Raw genomic sequence first — 18082 nt, 5'->3', positions numbered from 1 at the left:
GTCGTTCAGGGGGCGGCAGGGGGTTCAGCGCAGCGTGCGCGCGCCCTGCGGCGTGTCGAATTCGGCGACCAGCGCGGGCGGGCCGTCGGCGGCTTCGAGGTCGAGCAGGTGGGCGGCGCCGAGCCAGTCGAGCTGCTCGCGGATCGCGTCCGCACGCGGGTGGGCACCCTTGAGTGCCTTCAGCGCGACGCCGTCGGCCGGCAGCGATTCGGCCGGGTGGCGCGCGCTGTCCCACTGGATCAGCGACGGCAGGAGGCCGTCGCCCATGCCTTGCCACGCGGGGAACGTGCCGTCGTCCGGCACCGTGAGGCCCCAGCTCAGGTCGCCACGCCGCATCGCGACGACCGGCGGGATGCGCGCCGGGTACTGGCTCTGCCACAGCGCGAGCTGGCGTGGACGGTCGACCCGCGCGACCCAGTGCGCGAGAAACGGGCCTTGCGCGAGCCGCGTGTGCATGGCCGGGTCGTCGAGCCCGAACAGCCGTGCGCGCGGCGGCTCCGCGCCGTCGTTCGGCGCCGGCGCATCGGGGTCGATCGCGATCACTTCGAGGTAGAGCCCGCCCCACGCGCCGAACAGTGCATTGTGGGTCCGCATCAGCGGGTGGCGGCCGCCGCCGACCGGTTCGATGCCGAGTGCGTCGGCGACATGGCGTACGCCTTCGTCGAGCGTGCGCGCGGCGATCACGAGATGGTCGAGGGTCAGGGAGCGGGCTGGCATGAACGTCGGTCGGGAAGCGAAAGTGTCATGGTGGGCAGGCGATGCGCCGGGCGGTGGCCGGACCGGCCGGCGTACCGGCCGCGATGCAGGCCGGTGGGCGCGATGCCCGATGCGGCGGGGCCGGAGCGGCGGCCGCACGGTCGCCATTGCGATCAACTGTAATCGTCGCTACCGGCACAGTAACGGTACAATCGGCGCGATAGCCTTCGGTACAGTTGGAGCTCCAGCCCATGTCCACCGTCCCACTCGCCCAGATTCCCGTGCCGCACGACACGGCCACGCTCACGCTCGTCGACCAGCTTGTCCAGTGGGCGCGACGGCGCATCGACGAACGCGTGTTCCGGCCCGGCATGCGCATGCCGTCGATCCGCAAGCTCGCGCTCGACAAGAGCGTGTCGCGCTTCACCGTCGTCGAGGCGTACGAGCGCCTCGTCGCGCAGGGCTACCTCGACTCGCGGCGCGGCTCGGGCTTCTACGTGCGCGAGCGCACGGCCGCCGGCCCGCAGCCGGCTGACAGCGTCGCACGCGTGGCCGAGGCTGCGCCGGTGCACAACACGATCGACGTCGTCTGGCTGCTGCGCAACATGCTGCACACCGTCAGCCCGGAAAAGGGGCCGGGCCTCGGCTATCTGCCGGGCCGCTGGCTCGACGGCGAACTGATCACCGGTGCGCTGCGCGCGCTCGGGCGCCAGTCCGGCGCGCAGATGCTCGGCTTCGGCACCGCGCAGGGCTTCCTGCCGCTGCGCCAGCAACTGCAGACGCGCCTTGCCGAAGTGGAAATCGGCGCGAAGCCCGAACAGATCGTGCTGGTGTCCGGAATCACGCAGGCGATCGACCTGATCTCGCGGATCTACGTGAAGCCCGGCGATGCGGTGATCGTCGGCGATCCGGCCTGGTTCCAGATGTTCGGCCGCTTCGCGGCGCAGGGCGCGCAGCTCGTCGGGATGCCGTACACGCCGGACGGCCCCGATCTCGACGCGCTCGAGACGCTCGTGCAGATGTGGCGGCCGAAGATGCTCGTGATCAATTCGGTGCTGCAGAACCCGACCGGCACGTCGCTGTCGGCCGCGCAGGCGTTCCGGATCCTGAAGCTCGCGGAGGCGTACGACTTCCTCGTCGTCGAGGACGACGTATACGGCGACCTGTGCCCGCCGAGCTATCCGGCCACGCGCCTCGCGAGCCTCGATCAGCTGAAGCGCGTGATCTACCTCGGCAGCTATTCGAAGACGCTCGCGGCGAACCTGCGGGTCGGCTATGTTGCATGCGCGCCGGAGATCGCGAAGGCGGTCACCGACCAGAAGATGCTGGTCGGGATGACGACGCCCGAACTCAACGAGCGCGTGCTTTACAAGATCCTGACCGAAGGGCATTACCGGCGCCACGTCGAGCGGCTGCGCGCGCGGCTCGACGGCGTGCGCGACAAGACCGCGCGGATGCTCGAGCGCACGGGGCTCGGCCTGTTCACGATGCCGGCGGCCGGGATGTTCCTGTGGGCCGACACGGGTGTCGATTCGGACGCGCTCGCGGCAGTTGCGCACGAGGCCGGCTTTTTGCTGACGCCGGGCAGCCTGTTCTCGCCGCAGCAATCGCCGTCCACGTGGATGCGCTTCAACGTCGCGAACTGCGGCGATCCGGCGCTGCCGGGGCTGCTGTCGCGCTATATCGATTCGGCCGTGCGCCGCGCGTCGTGACGCGGCGCGGCACGCCCGCCCTTGAAATCGGGCGTGCCATCCCCAGATACGCGCGCAAACCGCCAGCGTCAGGCGGTCGCCTTTCACGGGCCGGCCGGCATCGCGCGCCGGGCGCTCGCGCCACACCATTCAAGTTCAAGTAAGAGGAAACAGCATCCATGGCACACGAAACGATGAGCTTTCAGGCAGAGGTCAAGCAACTCCTCCACCTGATGATCCATTCGCTCTACAGCAACAAGGAAATCTTCCTGCGCGAACTGGTGTCGAACGCGTCCGACGCGGCCGACAAGCTGCGTTTCGAAGGGCTCGCGGACAACGCGCTGTACGAGAACGATCCGAACGTGCGCATTCGCATCGGCTACGACAAGGCCGCGCGCACGATCACGATCGACGACAACGGCATCGGCATGAGCCGCGACGAAGCGATCGCGAACCTCGGCACGATCGCGCGCTCGGGCACCAAGGAATTCTTCACGAAGCTGTCCGGCGACCAGCAGAAGGATGCGGCGCTGATCGGCCAGTTCGGCGTCGGTTTCTACTCGGGCTTCATCGTCGCCGACAAGATCACGGTTGAAACGCGTCGCGCGGGCCTGCCGGCGAGCGAAGCCGTACGCTGGGAAAGCGCGGGCGAGGGCGATTTCACGATCGACGCGATCGAGCGCGCGCAACGCGGCACGACGATCACGCTGCACCTGCGCGAAGGCGAGGACGAGCTGCTGTCGTCGCATCGCCTGCAGTCGATCATCCAGAAGTATTCCGACCACATCGCGCTGCCGATCCTGATGCAGAAGGAAGAATGGGATCAGGAAAAGGGCGAGATGGTCCTGAAGGACGAGGACGAGACCGTCAACCAGGCGAGCGCGCTGTGGACGCGTTCGAAGAGCGACGTCACCGACGAGCAGTACACGCAGTTCTACCAGCACATCGCGCACGATCACCAGGATCCGCTCACGTGGACGCATAACCGCGTCGAGGGCCGCAGCGAGTACACGCAACTGCTGTTCGTGCCGTCGCACGCGCCGTTCGACATGTGGAACCGCGACTATCGCGGCGGCCTGAAGCTGTACGTGAAGCGCGTGTTCATCATGGATGACGCCGAGCAGCTGCTGCCGCAGTACCTGCGTTTCGTGAAGGGCGTCGTCGATTCGGCCGACCTGCCGCTGAACGTGTCGCGCGAAATCCTGCAGGAAAGCCGCGACGTGAAGGCGATCCGCGAAGGCGTGACCAAGCGCGCGCTGTCGATGCTCGAAGAGCTCGCGAATGCGGAAGAGGATGCCGGCAAGGAGAAGTACAAGACGTTCTGGAGCGCGTTCGGCCAGGTGCTGAAGGAAGGCCTCGGCGAGGATCACGCGAACCGCGAGCGCATCGCGAAGCTGCTGCGCTTCGCGTCGACGCACGGCGACACCGACGCGCAGGACGTGTCGCTCGCCGACTACGTGTCGCGCATGAAGCCCGAGCAGAGCAAGATCTACTACGTGACCGCCGACGCATGGCAGGCCGCGAAGAACAGCCCGCATCTCGAAGTGTTCCGCAAGAAGGGCGTCGAGGTGCTGCTGCTGACCGATCGCGTCGACGAATGGATGCTGTCGTTCCTGCAGGAATTCGACGGCAAGCCGCTCGCGAGCGTGGCGCGCGGCGACCTCGATCTCGGCGAGCTGAACGACGAAGAGAAGAAGGCGCAGGAGCAGGCGGGCGAGGCGATCAAGCCGGTCGTCGAGAAGATGAAGGAAGCGCTCGGCGACAAGGTGAAGGAAGTGCGTGTCACGTTCCGCCTGACCGATTCGCCGTCGTGCCTCGTCGCGGACGACAACGACATGAGCGGCTACCTGCAGCGCATGCTGAAGGCGGCCGGCCAGAACGCGCCGGCGATGCAGCCGATCCTCGAGATCAATCCGGAGCACGCGCTCGTGAAGCAGTTGAAGGCCGACAGCGCCGATTTCGGCGACTGGTGCCATCTGCTGTTCGATCAGGCGCTGCTGGCCGAAGGCGGCATGCTCGACGATCCGGCGAGCTTCGTGAAGCGAACCAACGCGCTGCTGCTGTCGCGCGCCGCGTGAACACACGCATGCGATTCGACGGCGGTCAGGCCGGCTGGCGCGAGACGCCGCGGCCTGGCTGCACGCTCGACCAGCGCGACTGGCTGACGCGCGGCGGATCGCTCACCGCGCACCTCGCGCGGCTCGGCCGCGTGAACGTGCGCGTGACGCGCGAGGCCGTCGACTGTCCGTGGTTCGACGAGCCGGACGCCGTCGCCAGTGCACCGCGCGCGCCGATGTGGGTGCGCGAGGTGATCCTGTCGGTCGACGGCACGCCGTACGTCGCCGCGCACAGCATCGCGCCGCTCGCGGCCAGCAAGGGCGTGTGGCAGGCCATGCGGCGGTTGCGCACGCGGCCGCTGGCGGAGCTGCTGTACAGCGATCCGCAGGTCGAGCGTTCGGCGCTCGTCAGCCGGCGCGTGATCGCCGGCCATCCGCTGTATGCGCTGGCGACCCATGCGCTTGGCGGGGCGCGAGCGCCGCATTCGTTCGCCGCGCGGCGCTCGGTGTTCCAGCGCCACGGCAAGCCGTTGATGGTCACCGAGTGCATGCTGCCGGCGCTGTGGCGCCATCTCGACGCGCACGGCGACGGGCCGCGCTCGGGCGGGCCGGGCGGAGGCGCGTGATGTTGCGGGGTTTCCCGCCGGTCGTCGCGGCGAATACGCACACGATGATCCTCGGCAGCTTTCCGGGCGAGGCGTCGCTCGATGCCGCGCAGTACTACGCGCATCCGCGCAACCAGTTCTGGCGGCTGCTCGGCACGGTGCTCGGCGAGCACGGGCTGCACGAGCTCGCGTATGACGCGCGGCTCGAGCGTGTGCTGTCGCACGGGATCGGTATCTGGGACGTGCTGGCTGCGTGCCATCGCGAAGGCAGCCTCGATTCGGCGATCCGGCATGCGAAGCCGAACGATTTCGATGCGTTGCGCGAGCATGCGCCGTTGCTGAAGCGCGTGTGCTTCAACGGCAAGACGGCAGGGCGGTTTGCGGAGGTGATTGGCGCGGCGGGGTACGACACGCTCGTGCTGCCTTCGTCGAGCCCGGCGAATGCGATGCTGACGTTCGAGCAGAAGCTTGCGCAGTGGCACGGGATTCGTGCCTGACGATTGGACGGATCGTCGCTTATTCGTCCTTGCCCCAGCGCCACTTCGGCTTTTCGCCTTTCAGCCAGCACACGACCGTGAGCGCAGCCACCAGCGCCACGATGCATGCCGCGAACGCCAGCGGTGATTGGGCGGGCGAGAGATGCGTCGCGACCACCACGATCCCGATCACGAAGAGCAGCATGACGACCCAGCCTTGCCACGCGACCGGCAACCCCCATCCCCAGCCGTAGCGTTTCGCCGGAAACCAGATTTTCTTGTCGGTCGAGGTCATGGGATCTCCGAAACGTGGCGCGTATATGCGGCGCGCCGGCGCTGACAGGACGTTCACGGGAACTACCGTACATCCTGACGAGCGAAATGTCGACGTATTCCGGAGTGCAGAGGAATGAGGGGGGATGAGCGCATCGGGCGCTGATTGCGTGGGATGCGCATGCGGAAACACGAAGCCGAGCCCGGCGCAACGTGGCGTGCCGAGCGGGGCGGCATGCCTGCCGATGGCCATGCCCCGCGAACCGGTCGGGCCGCGGGGCATGGGTGTTGGCATATAGGGCGAAGTCAGAACGAAGTACGAATACCGACACGCGCGACGGTCTGATTGTTCGACGTCGATTCGGCGTAGGTACCGACGGCCCCCCAGGCTTCATTACCCGAAGCCTTTGCGTAGACACCCTGTACGTAGAGATCGGTTCGTTTCGAAAGCCGGTAGTCCGCCATCAGCCCGACCTGGTTGCGGTGCGGTGAATTGCGCCCGCCCGAATAGGTGACGCCCTCGAACGTATAAAGATACATCGCGGCCAGATACCAGGCTGCCGACACGTCGTATTTCGCGTTGACCTCGACGTTGTCGAACTTCACCGTGCTGGCCGGGAACGTGAACCGGTCGACGATATCCGTGTGCGTGTAGAGGAGACCGAGCACGGCGGATCCGATCGCGTAGCTCGCACCTGCGCCGGCAATCCGCTGCCGGGCCGCAGCGTACGGCGACTCGATGACGGCGCCGGTCGTATTGGTGTGCGCGCCATCGAGGTTCATGAAGGCCGCCGCAACCGCCAACGGACCGTTCCGGTATCGCGCACCGATGCTCCATGCACGATTGTTCGCGAATGCTCCTGCCTGGTTGCTGAATCCATAGAGGCCGCCAAACTGCACGCTGGCATATCGTGTACTTCACCGAGTTGTCGATTCGGAACGTATCGTTGATGTTGTCAGCGTCGAAAGGATGCGCGAACAGCGAGCCGCCCCAGCTTCCCGCTGCAGACAGTGGGGAGAGATAGTCGACGACAGAGTCGTACTGCCTGCCGAGCGTGAGCGCCCCGATACGGTTCGAGTCGACTCCGACGTACGCCTGACGGCCGAACATCTGACCGTTCGGCTGCGCGCTGCCATTGTTCACGCTAAAGCCGTTTTCGAGCTGGAAGATCGCGCTGACGCCCCCGCCCAGATCTTCCTTTCCCTTGATACCCCAACGCGTACCCAGTTGCTGGTAATTGGTCGCAAGGGCATAGAGCGAGTGACCGCCGTAATTGCTGAAGTAATCGAGGCCTTCGTCGATCGTCCCGTAAAGCGTGACGCTGCTTTGCGCGTGCGCGGTACACGCGAGAATGGCCAGCGGTGAAAGAACAACGGCTTTGCTGAATTTCATTAGAGTCCCGAGGGTGTTTTGACAGCGTGGTTGTTGATTTTCGGGACAGATTCTATTCAGGTCACCTTTCGGCGAGATTGCGCGGGAACGACGCGCCGTCCGGCGGCGGCCCCCGTCGGGAATGCTATCCTCTCGTCCGCTAAAACCAGCTTCACCCAGCGAGATTCACACATGACCCGACTGATCAAGCGCGCGTCCGCCGAGGCGCGCGCGTCCAAGCGCAGCAAGCCGTCCGCCTACAACGGCTCCGAAAAACTCCAGCCGCCGCGCGTGAAGCGCCGCCCGGAGATCGACGAACACGACGACGTGCCCGTGCTCGAAGCCCCGCGCAAGCCGCGCTTCGCGCCCGTCACGTTCTCGGAAGAGGGCGGCGTGCGCTTCCTGCACTTCGGCACCGAATGGGTGCAGGGTGCGATGCGGATCTCCAAGCCGCTGCATATCGAGCTCGAATACGCCCAGCAGATGATGGCGTGGCTGCTGTTCCTCGAAACGCCCGAGCGGGTCGTCCAGCTCGGGCTCGGCACCGGCGCGCTGACCAAGTTCTCGCACCGCTTCCTGCCGCACGCGAAGGTCGAGGCCGTCGAGCTGAACCCGGCCGTGATCGTCGCCGCGCGCACGATGTTCGCGCTGCCGCCCGACGATGCACGCCTCGCCGTGCACGAAGCCGACGCGTGGGATTTCGTCAACGATCCGGCCAACCGCGGCACCACGGGCGCGATCCAGATCGACCTGTACGACGCGACCGCGCGCGGCCCCGTGCTCGACAGCGTCTCGTTCTACCGCGCGGTGCGCGGCTGCCTCGCCGACGCGGGCATCGCGACGATCAACCTGTTCGGCGATCATCCGAGCTTCGTGCGCAACATGAAGCACCTGAACGCGGCGTTCGATCACCGCGTGATCGCGCTGCCGGAAGTGCATGACGGCAACCGGATCGCGATCGCGTTCTCGGGCCCCGCGCTCGACGTGTCGTTCGCGCAGCTCGACGAACGTGCGAAGCTGATCGAGGACACGCTGAAGCTGCCCGCACGCAAGTGGGTGAAAGCTTTGAAAGAAACGACCGGCGCGAGCGACGCCTCGTTCGCGATCTGACGCTTCATGCACCGGCGGCATGCCGGTGCAACCACGCGACAAGGGGCGGATCACCTCGGGTTCGCCCCCGCTTGACCGCGTGCTCGCGGCTCCTATACTGGCGCGAAGCCAGGGGAGCCGCAGCCTACCCGTTTTGCGCTCCTCTCGGCGCCGTACCCGCTCAACAAGATCGATAACCGGGAAAGAAGAGGAGACGTCATGGCTCACGATGCCGACGCCAACCGGGCTGCCAAGCGCTGGCTCTGGCTGCTGGTACTGCCGCTGATTGCGATGGTCTGGGTACCGTCGTACAGCAAGATCGAACCGCAATGGTTGGGTTTTCCGTTTTTCTACTGGTACCAGCTCCTTTGGGTCTTCATCAGCGCGGTGATCACCGCGTTCGTGTACTTCAAGACCAAGAACGCGTGGAAGGCGAGCGGCCCGCAGGGAGGTGCGCGATGAATCTCGGCGCAACTTTCGTCTTCGTCCTGCTGTTCATCGGCGTCACGATCATCGGTTTCCTGGCCGCGAACTGGCGGCGCGGCGATCTCGCCCATCTCGACGAATGGGGCCTCGGCGGCCGCCGCTTCGGCACGATCGTCACGTGGTTCCTGCTCGGCGGCGACCTCTACACGGCCTACACGTTCGTCGCGGTGCCCGCGCTCGTGTTCGGCGCCGGCGCGATGGGCTTCTTCGCGCTGCCGTACACGATCCTGATCTATCCGTTCGCGTTCGTCGTGTTCCCGAAGCTGTGGAGCATCGCGAAGCGGCACGGCTACGTGACGGCCGCCGACTTCGTCAACGCGCGCTACGGCAGCCGGATGCTCGCGCTCGCGATCGCGGTGACGGGCATTCTCGCGACGATGCCGTACATCGCGCTGCAGCTCGTCGGCATCGAAGTGGTGATCGGCGCACTCGGCTTCGACACGACCGGCTTCGTCGGCGACCTGCCGCTGATCATCGCGTTCGCGATCCTCGCCGCGTACACGTACACGTCGGGCCTGCGCGCACCCGCGATGATCGCGATCGTCAAGGACATCCTGATCTACATCACGATCGCCGCGGCGGTCATCGTGATCCCGGCGAAGCTCGGCGGCTTCGGGCACATCTTCGCGAGCGTGCCGCCCGCGAAGCTGCTGCTGAAGGCGCCCGACGCGATGAGCCTGAACGGCTACAGCGCGTACGCGACGCTCGCGATCGGCTCGGCGCTCGCGCTGTTCCTGTATCCGCACTCGGTGACGGCGATCCTGTCGTCGTCGTCCGGCAACTCGATCCGCCGCAACATGGCGATGCTGCCCGCGTATTCGTTCGTGCTCGGCCTGCTCGCGCTGCTCGGCTACATGGCGCTCGCATCGGGCGTGAAGGACATGCCGCAGTACGCGCCGTACTTCAAGGCGTTCGGCCCGAACTTCGCGGTGCCCGCACTGTTCCTCGAGTATTTCCCGTCGTGGTTCGTCGGCGTCGCGTTCGCGGCGATCGGCATCGGCGCGCTGGTGCCGGCGGCCATCATGTCGATCGCGGCCGCGAACCTGTACACGCGCAACATTCACCGCGAGTTCGTGAACCGCAACATGTCGCACGAGCAGGAAACGCACGTCGCGAAGCTCGTGTCGCTGATCGTGAAGGTCGGCGCCGTCGCGTTCATCCTCGGGCTGCCGCTGACCTACGCGATCCAGCTGCAGCTGCTCGGCGGGATCTGGATCATCCAGACGCTGCCGGCGATCGTGCTTGGCCTGTACACGCGCGTGCTCGACCATCGCGGCCTGCTGGTCGGCTGGGCGGCCGGTATCGTGTGCGGCACGTGGATGGCGATCTCGCTGAAGCTGGCCGGGTCGATCTTCACGATCCACCTGTTCGGCCTCGCGATCCCCGGCTATGCAGCCGTGTGGTCGCTGATCGTGAACCTGGTGGTGGCGGTGGTGGTGAGCGTGCTGGTGCGCGTGATGGGCATGGCGCATGCGGAGGATCGCACGCGGCCGGAGGATTATCTCGACGTCGTCGAGGGCTGATTTCCCCGCCTTCTGTTGCAGTTTCGACACGACGCCCGCGATGCAGATCGCGGGCGTTTTGCATGGTGCGCCGCGAATACCGCGTGTGGCCGTGCGCCCGTTTGCGCCGATCTCCAAGCGATTCTAGGGTGGCCGCGCCGTGGTGAAAATCGGTGCAAGACCGATTGGATGGTCGGCGGCCCGCTTGCCAATAATGCGTCCCGCCCGGCCATACCGGGTGATTCGATCTCCACACGATCCGATTATATGAGGGATGCAATGACGAAGATTTGGGTTTGGGTAATGGGCATGTGCTGCGTGGCGCTGGCCGGCTGTGTCAATGCGTACTACCGGTGAGGCGCGCGATGAGAATCCTGTTGATGTGGGCGCTGGTCGCACCGATCCTGCTCGCCGGCTGCGCGAACATGTACTACCGTTGACGGCGGGCCGCGATGAAAATGATCTTGTCGGCCGCCGTGCTGTGCGCGGCGCTCACTGGCTGCATTTCGGTGTATGGCCCCGGGCAGCGCTACGCGGCGCGCAATGCGTCGCAGGAAAAACATGACGCGGCCGACGATGCGTCCGGCGCGTCAGAAGCGTCCGACGCGGCAAAGGGTGACGTCGCATCGCGCATCGTGATCGGCAATCGCAAGTATGACGAAGTGTGGGCGGCGGTTGCGCAGTTCTACGCGGATCACAAGCTGGCGGTGCGCGTCAGCGATCGCGACGCGGGGCTCGTTGCCGCCGCGTATGCCGACTATCCGAACGCGGGCAACTTCCTGGATTGTTCCGAACTGAAGCAGACGTCGAACGTGACGCACACGCTGAAGGTCGTCACGCGCATCGACGAAGCGACGCAGGGCGTGACCGTGTCGATCGACGTCGCGGGCATGGCCGGCGTGGTCGCGGCCGGCAAGCAGAAGGGGGCGCGCGTTGCGTGCCGCTCGAACGACACGCTCGAGCAGGCGCTGGCGGAGGTGCTGCGCAAATAACGGTCCCGCCCGGATCGCCGCGGCTGTGCGGCGGTCCGGGCGGTTGACGCGGGCGTTACTGGCCCGCGCGTTGCGCGAGATCCTCGCGCTGCGACAGATCCTCGACGTTGACCATCCAGTGCACGCCGAAACGATCCTTCGCCATCCCGAAGCCGAGCGCCCAGAACGTCTTGCCGAACGGCATCGTCACTTCGCCGCCGTCCGCGAGCGCATTGAACAGCTTCTGGCCTTCCTCGACCGTCGCCGGGTTCAGCGACAGCGAATAGCCGGCGTGCATGCCGCCGCCGGGCTGGCTGCAGTCGCCGTCCGAGCACATGATCATCGAGTCGCCGATCGTGAAGCTCGCGTGCATCACCTTGTCGGCCATCTCCGGCGTCATCGGGTAGTCGGGATTCGGCGGCGCGTCCTTGAAATGCATCTTGAACATCGTCTTCGCACCGAGTGCCTTTTCGTAGAACTGAAGGGCTTCGTCGGCGCGACCGTAGAACGTCAGGTACGGTTGGACTTGCATCGTTGTCTCCTGTAGTGGGGAGCCGGCCTGCGCATCTGCGCGGGTTCGGCGTCGTGCAAGACAGACTGGGAAAGGGGGCCTCGGGAGGCGGCCGACGCACCCGTGACGTGGATTGTAGTGCGCGTGCTTGACGATGGAATGAAAAATAAAAACGGCCGCGAACATGACGTTCGCGGCCGTGTGCGGCGTGCGTGCTGACGGCTGTTGCCAGTGTTGCTGACAGCCGCTGACGCGTGTCGTGGCTTAGCGCAGCGAGTCGATCAGCTTCTCGAGCTTCACCGCATCGGCGGCGAATACGCGGATGCCTTCGGCGAGCTTTTCGGTCGCCATCGCGTCGTCGTTCAGCTGGAAGCGGAACGCGGCCTCGTCGATCGCGACGCGCGCGGCGGGCTTGTCCTGCAGCGCGTCCGGCGACAGCTTGCGCGTGACGGTGTCGTTGCTGTCCTGCAGCTTCTGCAGCAAATCGGGACTGATCGTCAGCAGGTCGCAGCCGGCGAGTTCGGTGATCTGGCTGGTCGTGCGGAAGCTCGCGCCCATCACTTCGGTGTGGTAGCCGAACGTCTTGTAGTACGTGTAGATGCGGCGCACCGACTGCACGCCCGGATCGTTCGCGCCACCGTCCTTCTCTTCATTCCACTCGGCGCCGGCCTGCTTCTTGTACCAGTCGTAGATGCGGCCGACGAACGGCGAGATCAGCTGCGCGCCGGCTTCCGCGCATGCGGCGGCCTGCACGAGCGAGAAAAGCAGGGTCATGTTGCACTTGATCCCTTCCTTCTGCAGCACTTCGGCCGCGCGGATGCCTTCCCACGTCGATGCGAGCTTGATCAGGATGCGCTCGCGGCCAATGCCGGCTGCTTCGTAGAGCTTGATGAGTTCGCGGCCCTTGTCGATCGAGCGCGGCGTGTCGAACGACAGGCGCGCGTCGACCTCGGTCGACACGCGGCCCGGGATTAGCTTCAGGATCTCGGTGCCGAATGCGATCAGCAGGCGGTCGATGATGAAATCGGTGCTTTCGTTGCGATGATCGCGGACGGTTTTCTCGAGGATCGGCTTGTACGCATCCTTCTGGACGGCCTTCAGGATCAGCGACGGGTTCGTGGTCGCGTCCTGCGGCTGGTATTGTGCAAGCTGCTGGAAATCGCCCGTGTCGGCGACGACGGTCGTGTACTGCTTCAGCTGGTCGAGTGCGGTAGTCATGGCGATTCGGAAGAAGGGCGCAAGGCGCCGGGTTCTCACGGGCCGCGCGAACGCGGCGGCGAAGCGAGGCGGCGCCGGGCACCGCCTCCGATCCGCTATTCTAGGCCCGATTCGTGTCGGGCACGTTCCGGCGTGTCCGATGGCCGCAGCGGCGGGCGCCGTGCCGCATCACGCGGGGCGGCGCGCGTTCAGGATCACCTGCGTGACGATCCCCGCGACGAGCCCCCAGAATGCCGAGCCGATCGACAGCAGCGTGAGGCCCGACGCGGTGACCATGAACGTGACGAGCGCGGCTTCACGCTGCTTCACGTCCTGCATCGCGTTCGCGAGGCCGCTCATGATCGAGCCGAACAGCGCGAGCGCGGCGACCGACACGACGAGCGCCTTCGGCAGCGCCGCGAACAGCGCGGCGATCGTCGCGCCGAAGATCCCCGCGATCAGGTAGAACGTGCCGCACCACACGGCGGCCGTATAGCGCTTCGCATGATCCTCGTGCGCTTCCGGGCCCGTGCAGATCGCGGCCGTGATCGCCGCGAGGTTGACGCCGTGCGAGCCGAACGGCGCGAGCAGCAGCGACGCGAGGCCGGTGGTCGCGATCAGCGGCGACGACGGGGTCTGATAACCGTCCGCGCGCAGCACCGCGATGCCCGGCACGTTCTGCGACGCCATCGCGACGACGAATAGCGGAATGCCGATGCTGACGATCGACGCAATCGAGAACGCCGGCATCGTGAACACGGGCTTCGCGAACGCGACGTGAAAGCCGCTGAAGTCGAGCAGGCCGAGACCGCCGGCGACCGCCGTGCCGACGATCAGCGTCGTCACGATCGCGTAACGCGGCGCGAGCCGCTTGACGATCAGGTACGTGAAGAACATTGCGAGCACGAGCGCCGTCTGGAACTGCGCGGCGCGGAAGATCTCGATGCCGATCTCGAACAGGATGCCCGCGAGCAGGGCGGCGGCGATGCCGGCCGGAATCTTGCGCATCAGCGTGTCGAACAACCCGCTCACGCCGACGGCCGTCAGCAGCACCGCGCAGACGACGAATGCACCGATCGCCTCGGGGTAGGGCACGCCGGGCAGCGATGCGATCAGCAGCGCGGCGCCGGGCGTCGACCACGCGACGACGACGGGCGCGCGAAAGCGCAGCGACAGGCCGATCGTCGTCAGCGCCATGCCGATCGACAGCGCCCAGATCCACGACGAGATCTGCGCATCGGTGAGGTGGGCGGCGCGGCCGGCCTGGAACATCAGCACGAGCGAGCTCGTGTAGCCCGTCATCATCGCGACGAAGCCGGCGACGAGTGCCGACACGGAGGTATCGGCGAAAAAGCGGCGGCCGCCGGCGCGGCTGGCGCTCGCGGTGGGCGAGGGGTTCATGCTATCTCCGGGGGAGGCCGTTCGGACGCGGCCTTCGTGTCTGGGTGGGTGTCGTTACTTGCTGAGTGCGCGCATCGCGGTTTCAAGGCCTGCGAGCGTGAGCGGATACATGCGATGGCCGAGCAGGTCGCGGATCACCGCGACCGATTGCCGGTATTCCCATAGCCGCTCGGGCTCCGGGTTCAGCCACGCATGATGGGGGAACTGGTCGGCGAGCCGGCGCAGCCACACGGCGCCGGCTTCCGGGTTGTTGTATTCGACCGAGCCGCCGGGCTGCAGCACTTCGTACGGGCTCATCGTTGCATCGCCGACGAAGATCAGCTTGTAGTCGGGCGTGAACTTGTGCAGCACGTCCCACGTCGCGGAGCGTTCCGAGTGGCGGCGGCGGTTGTTCTTCCACAGGTGGTCGTACACGCAGTTGTGGAAGTAGAAGAATTCCAGGTGCTTGAATTCGGCCTTCGCGGCCGAGAACAGCTCTTCGGTGCGCTTGATGTGGTCGTCCATCGAGCCGCCGACGTCGAGCAGCATCAGCACCTTCACGTTGTTGTGGCGCTCGGGCACCATCCGCAGGTCGAGCCAGCCCGCGTTCGCGGCGGTGCTGCGAATCGTGCCGGGCAGGTCGAGCTCCTCGGCGGCGCCTTCGCGCGCGAAGCGGCGCAGCCGTCGCAGCGCGACCTTGATGTTGCGGGTGCCGATCTCGACGGAATCGTCGTAGTCGCGATACGCGCGTGCTTCCCACACCTTCACCGCGGTGCGGTTGCCGTTCGACGGGCCGCCGATGCGCACGCCTTCCGGGTTGTAGCCGCCGTGCCCGAACGGCGACGTGCCGCCGGTGCCGATCCACTTGTTGCCGCCTTCGTGGCGTTCCTTCTGCTCGTCGAGCAGTTCCTTCAGGCGCTCCATCAGCTTGTCGAGCCCGCCCATCGCGTCGATCTGCGCCTTCTCCTCAGGCGACAGCTCGCGCTCGAGGCGCTTTTCGAGCCAGTCGAGCGGAATGTCGAATGCTTCGGACGGCAGGGCGGACACGCCGTGGAAATACGCGCCGAACGCCTGGTCGAACTTGTCGAAGTACTGCTCGTCCTTGACGAGCGTCATCCGCGCGAGGAAGTAGAACGCGTCGATCGACGGCGAGATCAGCCCGGCCTTCAGCGATTCGAGCAGCGTCAGGTATTCCTTCACCGAGACGGGCAGCTTGGCTGCGCGCAGCGCGTAGAAGAAATTGAGCAGCATGGCCGGGCCTTCGCGGGTGAGAGAGGATTACCGGTTGTGCCGGTTCATGTAGACGAGGCGTTCGAGCAGGCTCAGGTCCTGCTCGTTCTTCAGCAGCGCGCCCGCGAGCGGCGGCACGATCTGCTTCGCGTCCACGCCGCGCAACTGGTCGGCCGGAATGTTCTCGGCCAGCAGCAGCTTCAGCCAGTCGAGCAGCTCGGACGTCGACGGCTTCTTCTTCAGGCCCGACACGCCGCGCAATTCGAAGAAACTCTCGAGGGCCGCGCGCAGCAGCTCCTCGCGGATGTCCGGGAAATGGACCGCGACGATCTTCTGCATCGTCGCCGGGTCGGGGAACTGGATGTAGTGGAAGAAGCAGCGGCGCAGGAACGCGTCGGGCAGCTCCTTCTCGTTGTTCGACGTGATGATGACGAGCGGGCGGTGCTTCGCGCGGACCGTTTCCCGCGTTTCGTACACGTGGAATTCCATCCGGTCGAGCTCGCGCAGCAGGTCGTTCGGGAATTCGATGTCGGCCTTGTCGATCTCGTCGATCAGCAGCACGCTCGGGTGCTCGGCATCGAACGCCTGCCACAGCACGCCCTTGACGATGTAGTTCGAGATGTCCTTCACGCGCTCGTCACCGAGCTGCGAATCGCGCAGCCGCGACACGGCGTCGTATTCGTACAGGCCCTGCTGCGCCTTCGTGGTCGACTTGATGTGCCACTGCAGCAGCGGCATGTCGAGCGCGGCCGCCACTTCCTCGGCGAGCATGGTCTTGCCGGTGCCGGGCTCGCCCTTGATCAGCAGCGGGCGTTGCAGCGTCAGTGCGGCATTGACCGCGAGCTTCAGATCGTCGGTGGCGACGTAGTGCGAGGACCCTTCGAAACGCATGGCGGCGCTCTTCTCAATCGGGGAAAAAACCCAGTATAAGTCAGAAGGGCTGTCCGGTTGGGCCACGCCCGCGTATCGTTGCAGGGCTGTGGCGGGGCGAACGGGGGCGCCTTGTGGACGCATTCCCCACCGACGCGGTACAATCTGGCCGTTTTTTTTGGCCTGCGTGGCGACCTGATAAGCATAACGGCGCGGGCCGTTGCCGCTTTGGCGCCAGTTTCCCCTCAAGCTAGGTTACAAGAGCTATGAACAAATTCGTCGGCAAACACGTCGTTGTCGCAGCGCTCGTGGCGCTCGCGGGCAGCGCGCAGGCGGCCGGTGTGGTCGGCAACCCGAAGGACGGGGCGAGCAAGGCCGCCATGTGCATCGGTTGCCACGGCATCCAGGACTACCGCGCGGCGTACCCGGAGGTCTACCGGGTGCCTGTCCTCGGCGGCCAGAACCAGCAATACCTCGAGAACGCGCTGAAGGCCTACCGCAAGAAGGATCGTCACTTCCCGTCGATGAATGCGATCGCCGGTTCGCTGACGGACCAGGACATCGCGGATCTGGCGGCGTACTACGCCGTGCAGAAGGCCGACACGAAGGACAATCCCTACAAGTAAAGCGCGCGCCGCCGATCTGACCGGCGGGACAGGAGCATTCATGAACAACGCATTCAAGACGGCGGCGGTTGCACTGGCGGCCGGCCTCGCGATCGGTACCGCGCACGCGGCGGACACCACGAAGGGCAAGGAGCTGGTCGAGTCGCACAACTGCGCCGCCTGCCACGGCGCGCAGATGAACAAGCCGATCAACGCCGAATATCCGCGCCTCGCCGGCCAGCATGCCGACTACCTCGTGTGGGCGATGCGCCAGTACCAGATGGGCCTGACGAATCCGCTGCTCGGTCGCAACAACGCGATCATGCAGGCGCAGGTGCAGAGCCTGTCGGTCAGCGACATGAAGGACATCGCGGCCTACATCGAGTCGCTGAAAGAAACCGATCTCGTGTTCAAGAAGTAAGCGCGACGGGCCCGACGGGCCTTCGCAGCAAAAATACCCCGCCGAGGCGGGGTATTTTTTTGCCTGCGCTCAGGCGCCCGGGGGCCGGTGCCGCGGCGCTCAGTCGCGCGATGCGCGGCGCAGGATGCGTTGCAGGTATGCGTCGGTATCGGGCGGCGTGTTCGTGCGCTGGGCTTCCCAGATCGTCTCGCCGAGGCATTCCATGATCACGTGCTGCGCGTCGTGGGTCGAGTCGAGCTTGGCCGCGAGCTTGTCATGCGCGGCGCGGATGCCGGGCGGCTGGTCGATCGACAGCTGCTCGCTGATCGCGAGATGCATCGACAGGTGCAGGAACGGGTTCGTGCGGCCTTCCTCGGGCGTGTACTCGCGCGCGGTCGCGCCATCGGCGTCGGCGAGTTCGTCGTGGTATTCGGGATGCTCGACGATCCAGTCGGCTGCCATCGCTTCCAGCGGCGTCAGGATCTCGCCCGCGCGCTGCTTGCGCCAGGTCTCGGTGAAAAAGCGACGCACTTCGTCGCGGCTTGGATTGAACATGGTGGGGAAACGTCGTGATTCGGACGGCGTGATGCCGCGTCGCGCATTGTACGCCGGGTCGGCGGACGGCGCTGGCGCCGGGCGGGAGCGGGTCGCGCGGTGCCCGTGGCGATGGC

18 protein-coding genes and 1 pseudogene are annotated in these 18082 nt (G+C 66.1%); 10 read left to right on the top strand and 9 right to left on the bottom strand.

Going from position 1 to position 18082, the window contains the following annotated elements:
- Positions 1 to 24 precede the first annotated feature (24 nt).
- Complete coding sequence (locus tag G3O00_RS10340; protein WP_174931735.1) at positions 25 to 717, bottom strand: VOC family protein; 693 nt, start codon at positions 715 to 717, stop codon at positions 25 to 27.
- Between the two features lie 230 nt (positions 718 to 947).
- Between G3O00_RS10340 and G3O00_RS10335 the strand changes: the two genes are divergently transcribed.
- The 4 genes from G3O00_RS10335 to G3O00_RS10320 all read left to right on the top strand — a co-directional run bounded on the left by G3O00_RS10335 (position 948) and on the right by G3O00_RS10320 (position 5546).
- Positions 948 to 2408: a PLP-dependent aminotransferase family protein gene (locus G3O00_RS10335; protein ID WP_011352807.1), complete on the top strand. Its 1461-nt coding sequence runs from the start codon at positions 948 to 950 to the stop codon at positions 2406 to 2408.
- A 158-nt stretch (positions 2409 to 2566) separates the two neighbouring features.
- Positions 2567 to 4465, top strand: coding sequence for a molecular chaperone HtpG (gene htpG / locus G3O00_RS10330; protein ID WP_174931737.1), 1899 nt, complete (start codon positions 2567 to 2569; stop codon positions 4463 to 4465).
- 8 nt (positions 4466 to 4473) lie between these two features.
- Positions 4474 to 5070, top strand: a complete 597-nt coding sequence (locus G3O00_RS10325) for a chorismate lyase (RefSeq protein ID WP_011352805.1) — start codon at positions 4474 to 4476, stop codon at positions 5068 to 5070.
- The gene (locus G3O00_RS10320; RefSeq protein WP_206142896.1) at positions 5070 to 5546 is read left to right on the top strand and encodes a DNA-deoxyinosine glycosylase; all 477 of its coding nucleotides are present in this window, start codon (positions 5070 to 5072) and stop codon (positions 5544 to 5546) included. The genes G3O00_RS10325 and G3O00_RS10320 overlap by 1 nt, the downstream gene beginning before the upstream one ends.
- Before the next feature lie 19 nt (positions 5547 to 5565).
- Here the strand turns inward: G3O00_RS10320 and G3O00_RS10315 are convergent, their stop codons facing one another.
- Both G3O00_RS10315 and G3O00_RS10310 read right to left on the bottom strand, forming a co-directional pair.
- Positions 5566 to 5820, bottom strand: a complete 255-nt coding sequence (locus tag G3O00_RS10315) for a hypothetical protein (RefSeq protein ID WP_174931740.1) — start codon at positions 5818 to 5820, stop codon at positions 5566 to 5568.
- A gap of 284 nt (positions 5821 to 6104) precedes the next feature.
- Positions 6105 to 7191: pseudogene (locus G3O00_RS10310) on the bottom strand (porin).
- Between the two features lie 171 nt (positions 7192 to 7362).
- Between G3O00_RS10310 and G3O00_RS10305 the strand changes: the two are divergent.
- The 4 genes from G3O00_RS10305 (at position 7363) to G3O00_RS10290 (ending at position 11239) form a co-directional block, all read left to right on the top strand.
- Positions 7363 to 8280, top strand: coding sequence for a spermidine synthase (locus G3O00_RS10305; protein WP_206142895.1), 918 nt, complete (start codon positions 7363 to 7365; stop codon positions 8278 to 8280).
- A gap of 198 nt (positions 8281 to 8478) precedes the next feature.
- A complete protein-coding gene (locus G3O00_RS10300) occupies positions 8479 to 8721 on the top strand; it encodes a DUF3311 domain-containing protein (protein WP_011352801.1) in 243 nt (80 codons plus the stop codon).
- A complete protein-coding gene (locus G3O00_RS10295) occupies positions 8718 to 10268 on the top strand; it encodes a sodium:solute symporter family protein (protein ID WP_206142894.1) in 1551 nt (516 codons plus the stop codon). Before G3O00_RS10300 ends, G3O00_RS10295 begins: the two co-directional genes overlap by 4 nt.
- 431 nt (positions 10269 to 10699) lie before the next feature.
- A complete protein-coding gene (locus G3O00_RS10290; RefSeq protein WP_206142893.1) occupies positions 10700 to 11239 on the top strand; it encodes a hypothetical protein in 540 nt (179 codons plus the stop codon).
- A gap of 55 nt (positions 11240 to 11294) precedes the next feature.
- Here G3O00_RS10290 and G3O00_RS10285 read toward each other — a convergent pair whose 3' ends face one another.
- From G3O00_RS10285 to G3O00_RS10265, 5 genes are all read right to left on the bottom strand, one after another.
- Positions 11295 to 11750 (bottom strand): VOC family protein, encoded by a 456-nt coding sequence (locus G3O00_RS10285; RefSeq protein ID WP_011352798.1) that lies wholly within the window; start codon positions 11748 to 11750, stop codon positions 11295 to 11297.
- A 243-nt stretch (positions 11751 to 11993) separates the two neighbouring features.
- Complete coding sequence (gene tal, locus G3O00_RS10280) at positions 11994 to 12947, bottom strand: transaldolase (RefSeq protein ID WP_174931743.1); 954 nt, start codon at positions 12945 to 12947, stop codon at positions 11994 to 11996.
- Between the two features lie 168 nt (positions 12948 to 13115).
- The gene (locus tag G3O00_RS10275; protein WP_174942770.1) at positions 13116 to 14327 is read right to left on the bottom strand and encodes a benzoate/H(+) symporter BenE family transporter; all 1212 of its coding nucleotides are present in this window, start codon (positions 14325 to 14327) and stop codon (positions 13116 to 13118) included.
- A 54-nt stretch (positions 14328 to 14381) separates the two neighbouring features.
- Positions 14382 to 15557, bottom strand: coding sequence for a VWA domain-containing protein (locus G3O00_RS10270; RefSeq protein WP_174931745.1), 1176 nt, complete (start codon positions 15555 to 15557; stop codon positions 14382 to 14384).
- 27 nt (positions 15558 to 15584) lie between these two features.
- Entirely contained in the window at positions 15585 to 16427 is an 843-nt protein-coding gene (locus tag G3O00_RS10265) for a MoxR family ATPase (RefSeq protein ID WP_011352794.1), read from the bottom strand.
- A gap of 245 nt (positions 16428 to 16672) precedes the next feature.
- Between G3O00_RS10265 and G3O00_RS10260 the strand changes: the two genes are divergently transcribed.
- The gene (locus tag G3O00_RS10260; protein WP_011352793.1) at positions 16673 to 17032 is read left to right on the top strand and encodes a c-type cytochrome; all 360 of its coding nucleotides are present in this window, start codon (positions 16673 to 16675) and stop codon (positions 17030 to 17032) included.
- A 40-nt stretch (positions 17033 to 17072) separates the two neighbouring features.
- The gene (locus G3O00_RS10255; RefSeq protein ID WP_011352792.1) at positions 17073 to 17432 is read left to right on the top strand and encodes a cytochrome c; all 360 of its coding nucleotides are present in this window, start codon (positions 17073 to 17075) and stop codon (positions 17430 to 17432) included.
- Positions 17433 to 17531: 99 nt separating this feature from the next.
- Here G3O00_RS10255 and G3O00_RS10250 read toward each other — a convergent pair whose 3' ends face one another.
- The gene (locus tag G3O00_RS10250) at positions 17532 to 17966 is read right to left on the bottom strand and encodes a DUF1841 family protein (RefSeq protein ID WP_027786805.1); all 435 of its coding nucleotides are present in this window, start codon (positions 17964 to 17966) and stop codon (positions 17532 to 17534) included.
- Positions 17967 to 18082: the final 116 nt, after the last annotated feature.

The sequence above is a fragment of the Burkholderia sp. Ac-20384 genome (assembly GCF_017104605.1).
Lineage (GTDB): Bacteria > Pseudomonadota > Gammaproteobacteria > Burkholderiales > Burkholderiaceae > Burkholderia > Burkholderia lata.
Note: the sequence above shows the minus strand (reverse complement) of the source record. Positions and strands in the feature narration are given on the sequence as shown.

What these genes read in the sequence shown, in the direction of transcription:
- G3O00_RS10265 (WP_011352794.1), bottom strand. Translation starts at nt 16,427, where the DNA reads ATGCGTTTCGAAGGGTCCTCGCACTACGTCGCCACCGACGATCTGAAG.
- G3O00_RS10325 (WP_011352805.1), top strand. Translation starts at nt 4,474, where the DNA reads ATGCGATTCGACGGCGGTCAGGCCGGCTGGCGCGAGACGCCGCGGCCT.
- htpG (WP_174931737.1), top strand. Translation starts at nt 2,567, where the DNA reads ATGGCACACGAAACGATGAGCTTTCAGGCAGAGGTCAAGCAACTCCTC.
- G3O00_RS10320 (WP_206142896.1), top strand. Translation starts at nt 5,070, where the DNA reads ATGTTGCGGGGTTTCCCGCCGGTCGTCGCGGCGAATACGCACACGATG.
- G3O00_RS10260 (WP_011352793.1), top strand. Translation starts at nt 16,673, where the DNA reads ATGAACAAATTCGTCGGCAAACACGTCGTTGTCGCAGCGCTCGTGGCG.
- G3O00_RS10305 (WP_206142895.1), top strand. Translation starts at nt 7,363, where the DNA reads ATGACCCGACTGATCAAGCGCGCGTCCGCCGAGGCGCGCGCGTCCAAG.
- G3O00_RS10285 (WP_011352798.1), bottom strand. Translation starts at nt 11,750, where the DNA reads ATGCAAGTCCAACCGTACCTGACGTTCTACGGTCGCGCCGACGAAGCC.
- G3O00_RS10250 (WP_027786805.1), bottom strand. Translation starts at nt 17,966, where the DNA reads ATGTTCAATCCAAGCCGCGACGAAGTGCGTCGCTTTTTCACCGAGACC.
- G3O00_RS10290 (WP_206142893.1), top strand. Translation starts at nt 10,700, where the DNA reads ATGAAAATGATCTTGTCGGCCGCCGTGCTGTGCGCGGCGCTCACTGGC.
- G3O00_RS10270 (WP_174931745.1), bottom strand. Translation starts at nt 15,557, where the DNA reads ATGCTGCTCAATTTCTTCTACGCGCTGCGCGCAGCCAAGCTGCCCGTC.
- G3O00_RS10315 (WP_174931740.1), bottom strand. Translation starts at nt 5,820, where the DNA reads ATGACCTCGACCGACAAGAAAATCTGGTTTCCGGCGAAACGCTACGGC.
- G3O00_RS10275 (WP_174942770.1), bottom strand. Translation starts at nt 14,327, where the DNA reads ATGAACCCCTCGCCCACCGCGAGCGCCAGCCGCGCCGGCGGCCGCCGC.
- G3O00_RS10295 (WP_206142894.1), top strand. Translation starts at nt 8,718, where the DNA reads ATGAATCTCGGCGCAACTTTCGTCTTCGTCCTGCTGTTCATCGGCGTC.
- tal (WP_174931743.1), bottom strand. Translation starts at nt 12,947, where the DNA reads ATGACTACCGCACTCGACCAGCTGAAGCAGTACACGACCGTCGTCGCC.
- G3O00_RS10340 (WP_174931735.1), bottom strand. Translation starts at nt 717, where the DNA reads ATGCCAGCCCGCTCCCTGACCCTCGACCATCTCGTGATCGCCGCGCGC.
- G3O00_RS10335 (WP_011352807.1), top strand. Translation starts at nt 948, where the DNA reads ATGTCCACCGTCCCACTCGCCCAGATTCCCGTGCCGCACGACACGGCC.
- G3O00_RS10255 (WP_011352792.1), top strand. Translation starts at nt 17,073, where the DNA reads ATGAACAACGCATTCAAGACGGCGGCGGTTGCACTGGCGGCCGGCCTC.
- G3O00_RS10300 (WP_011352801.1), top strand. Translation starts at nt 8,479, where the DNA reads ATGGCTCACGATGCCGACGCCAACCGGGCTGCCAAGCGCTGGCTCTGG.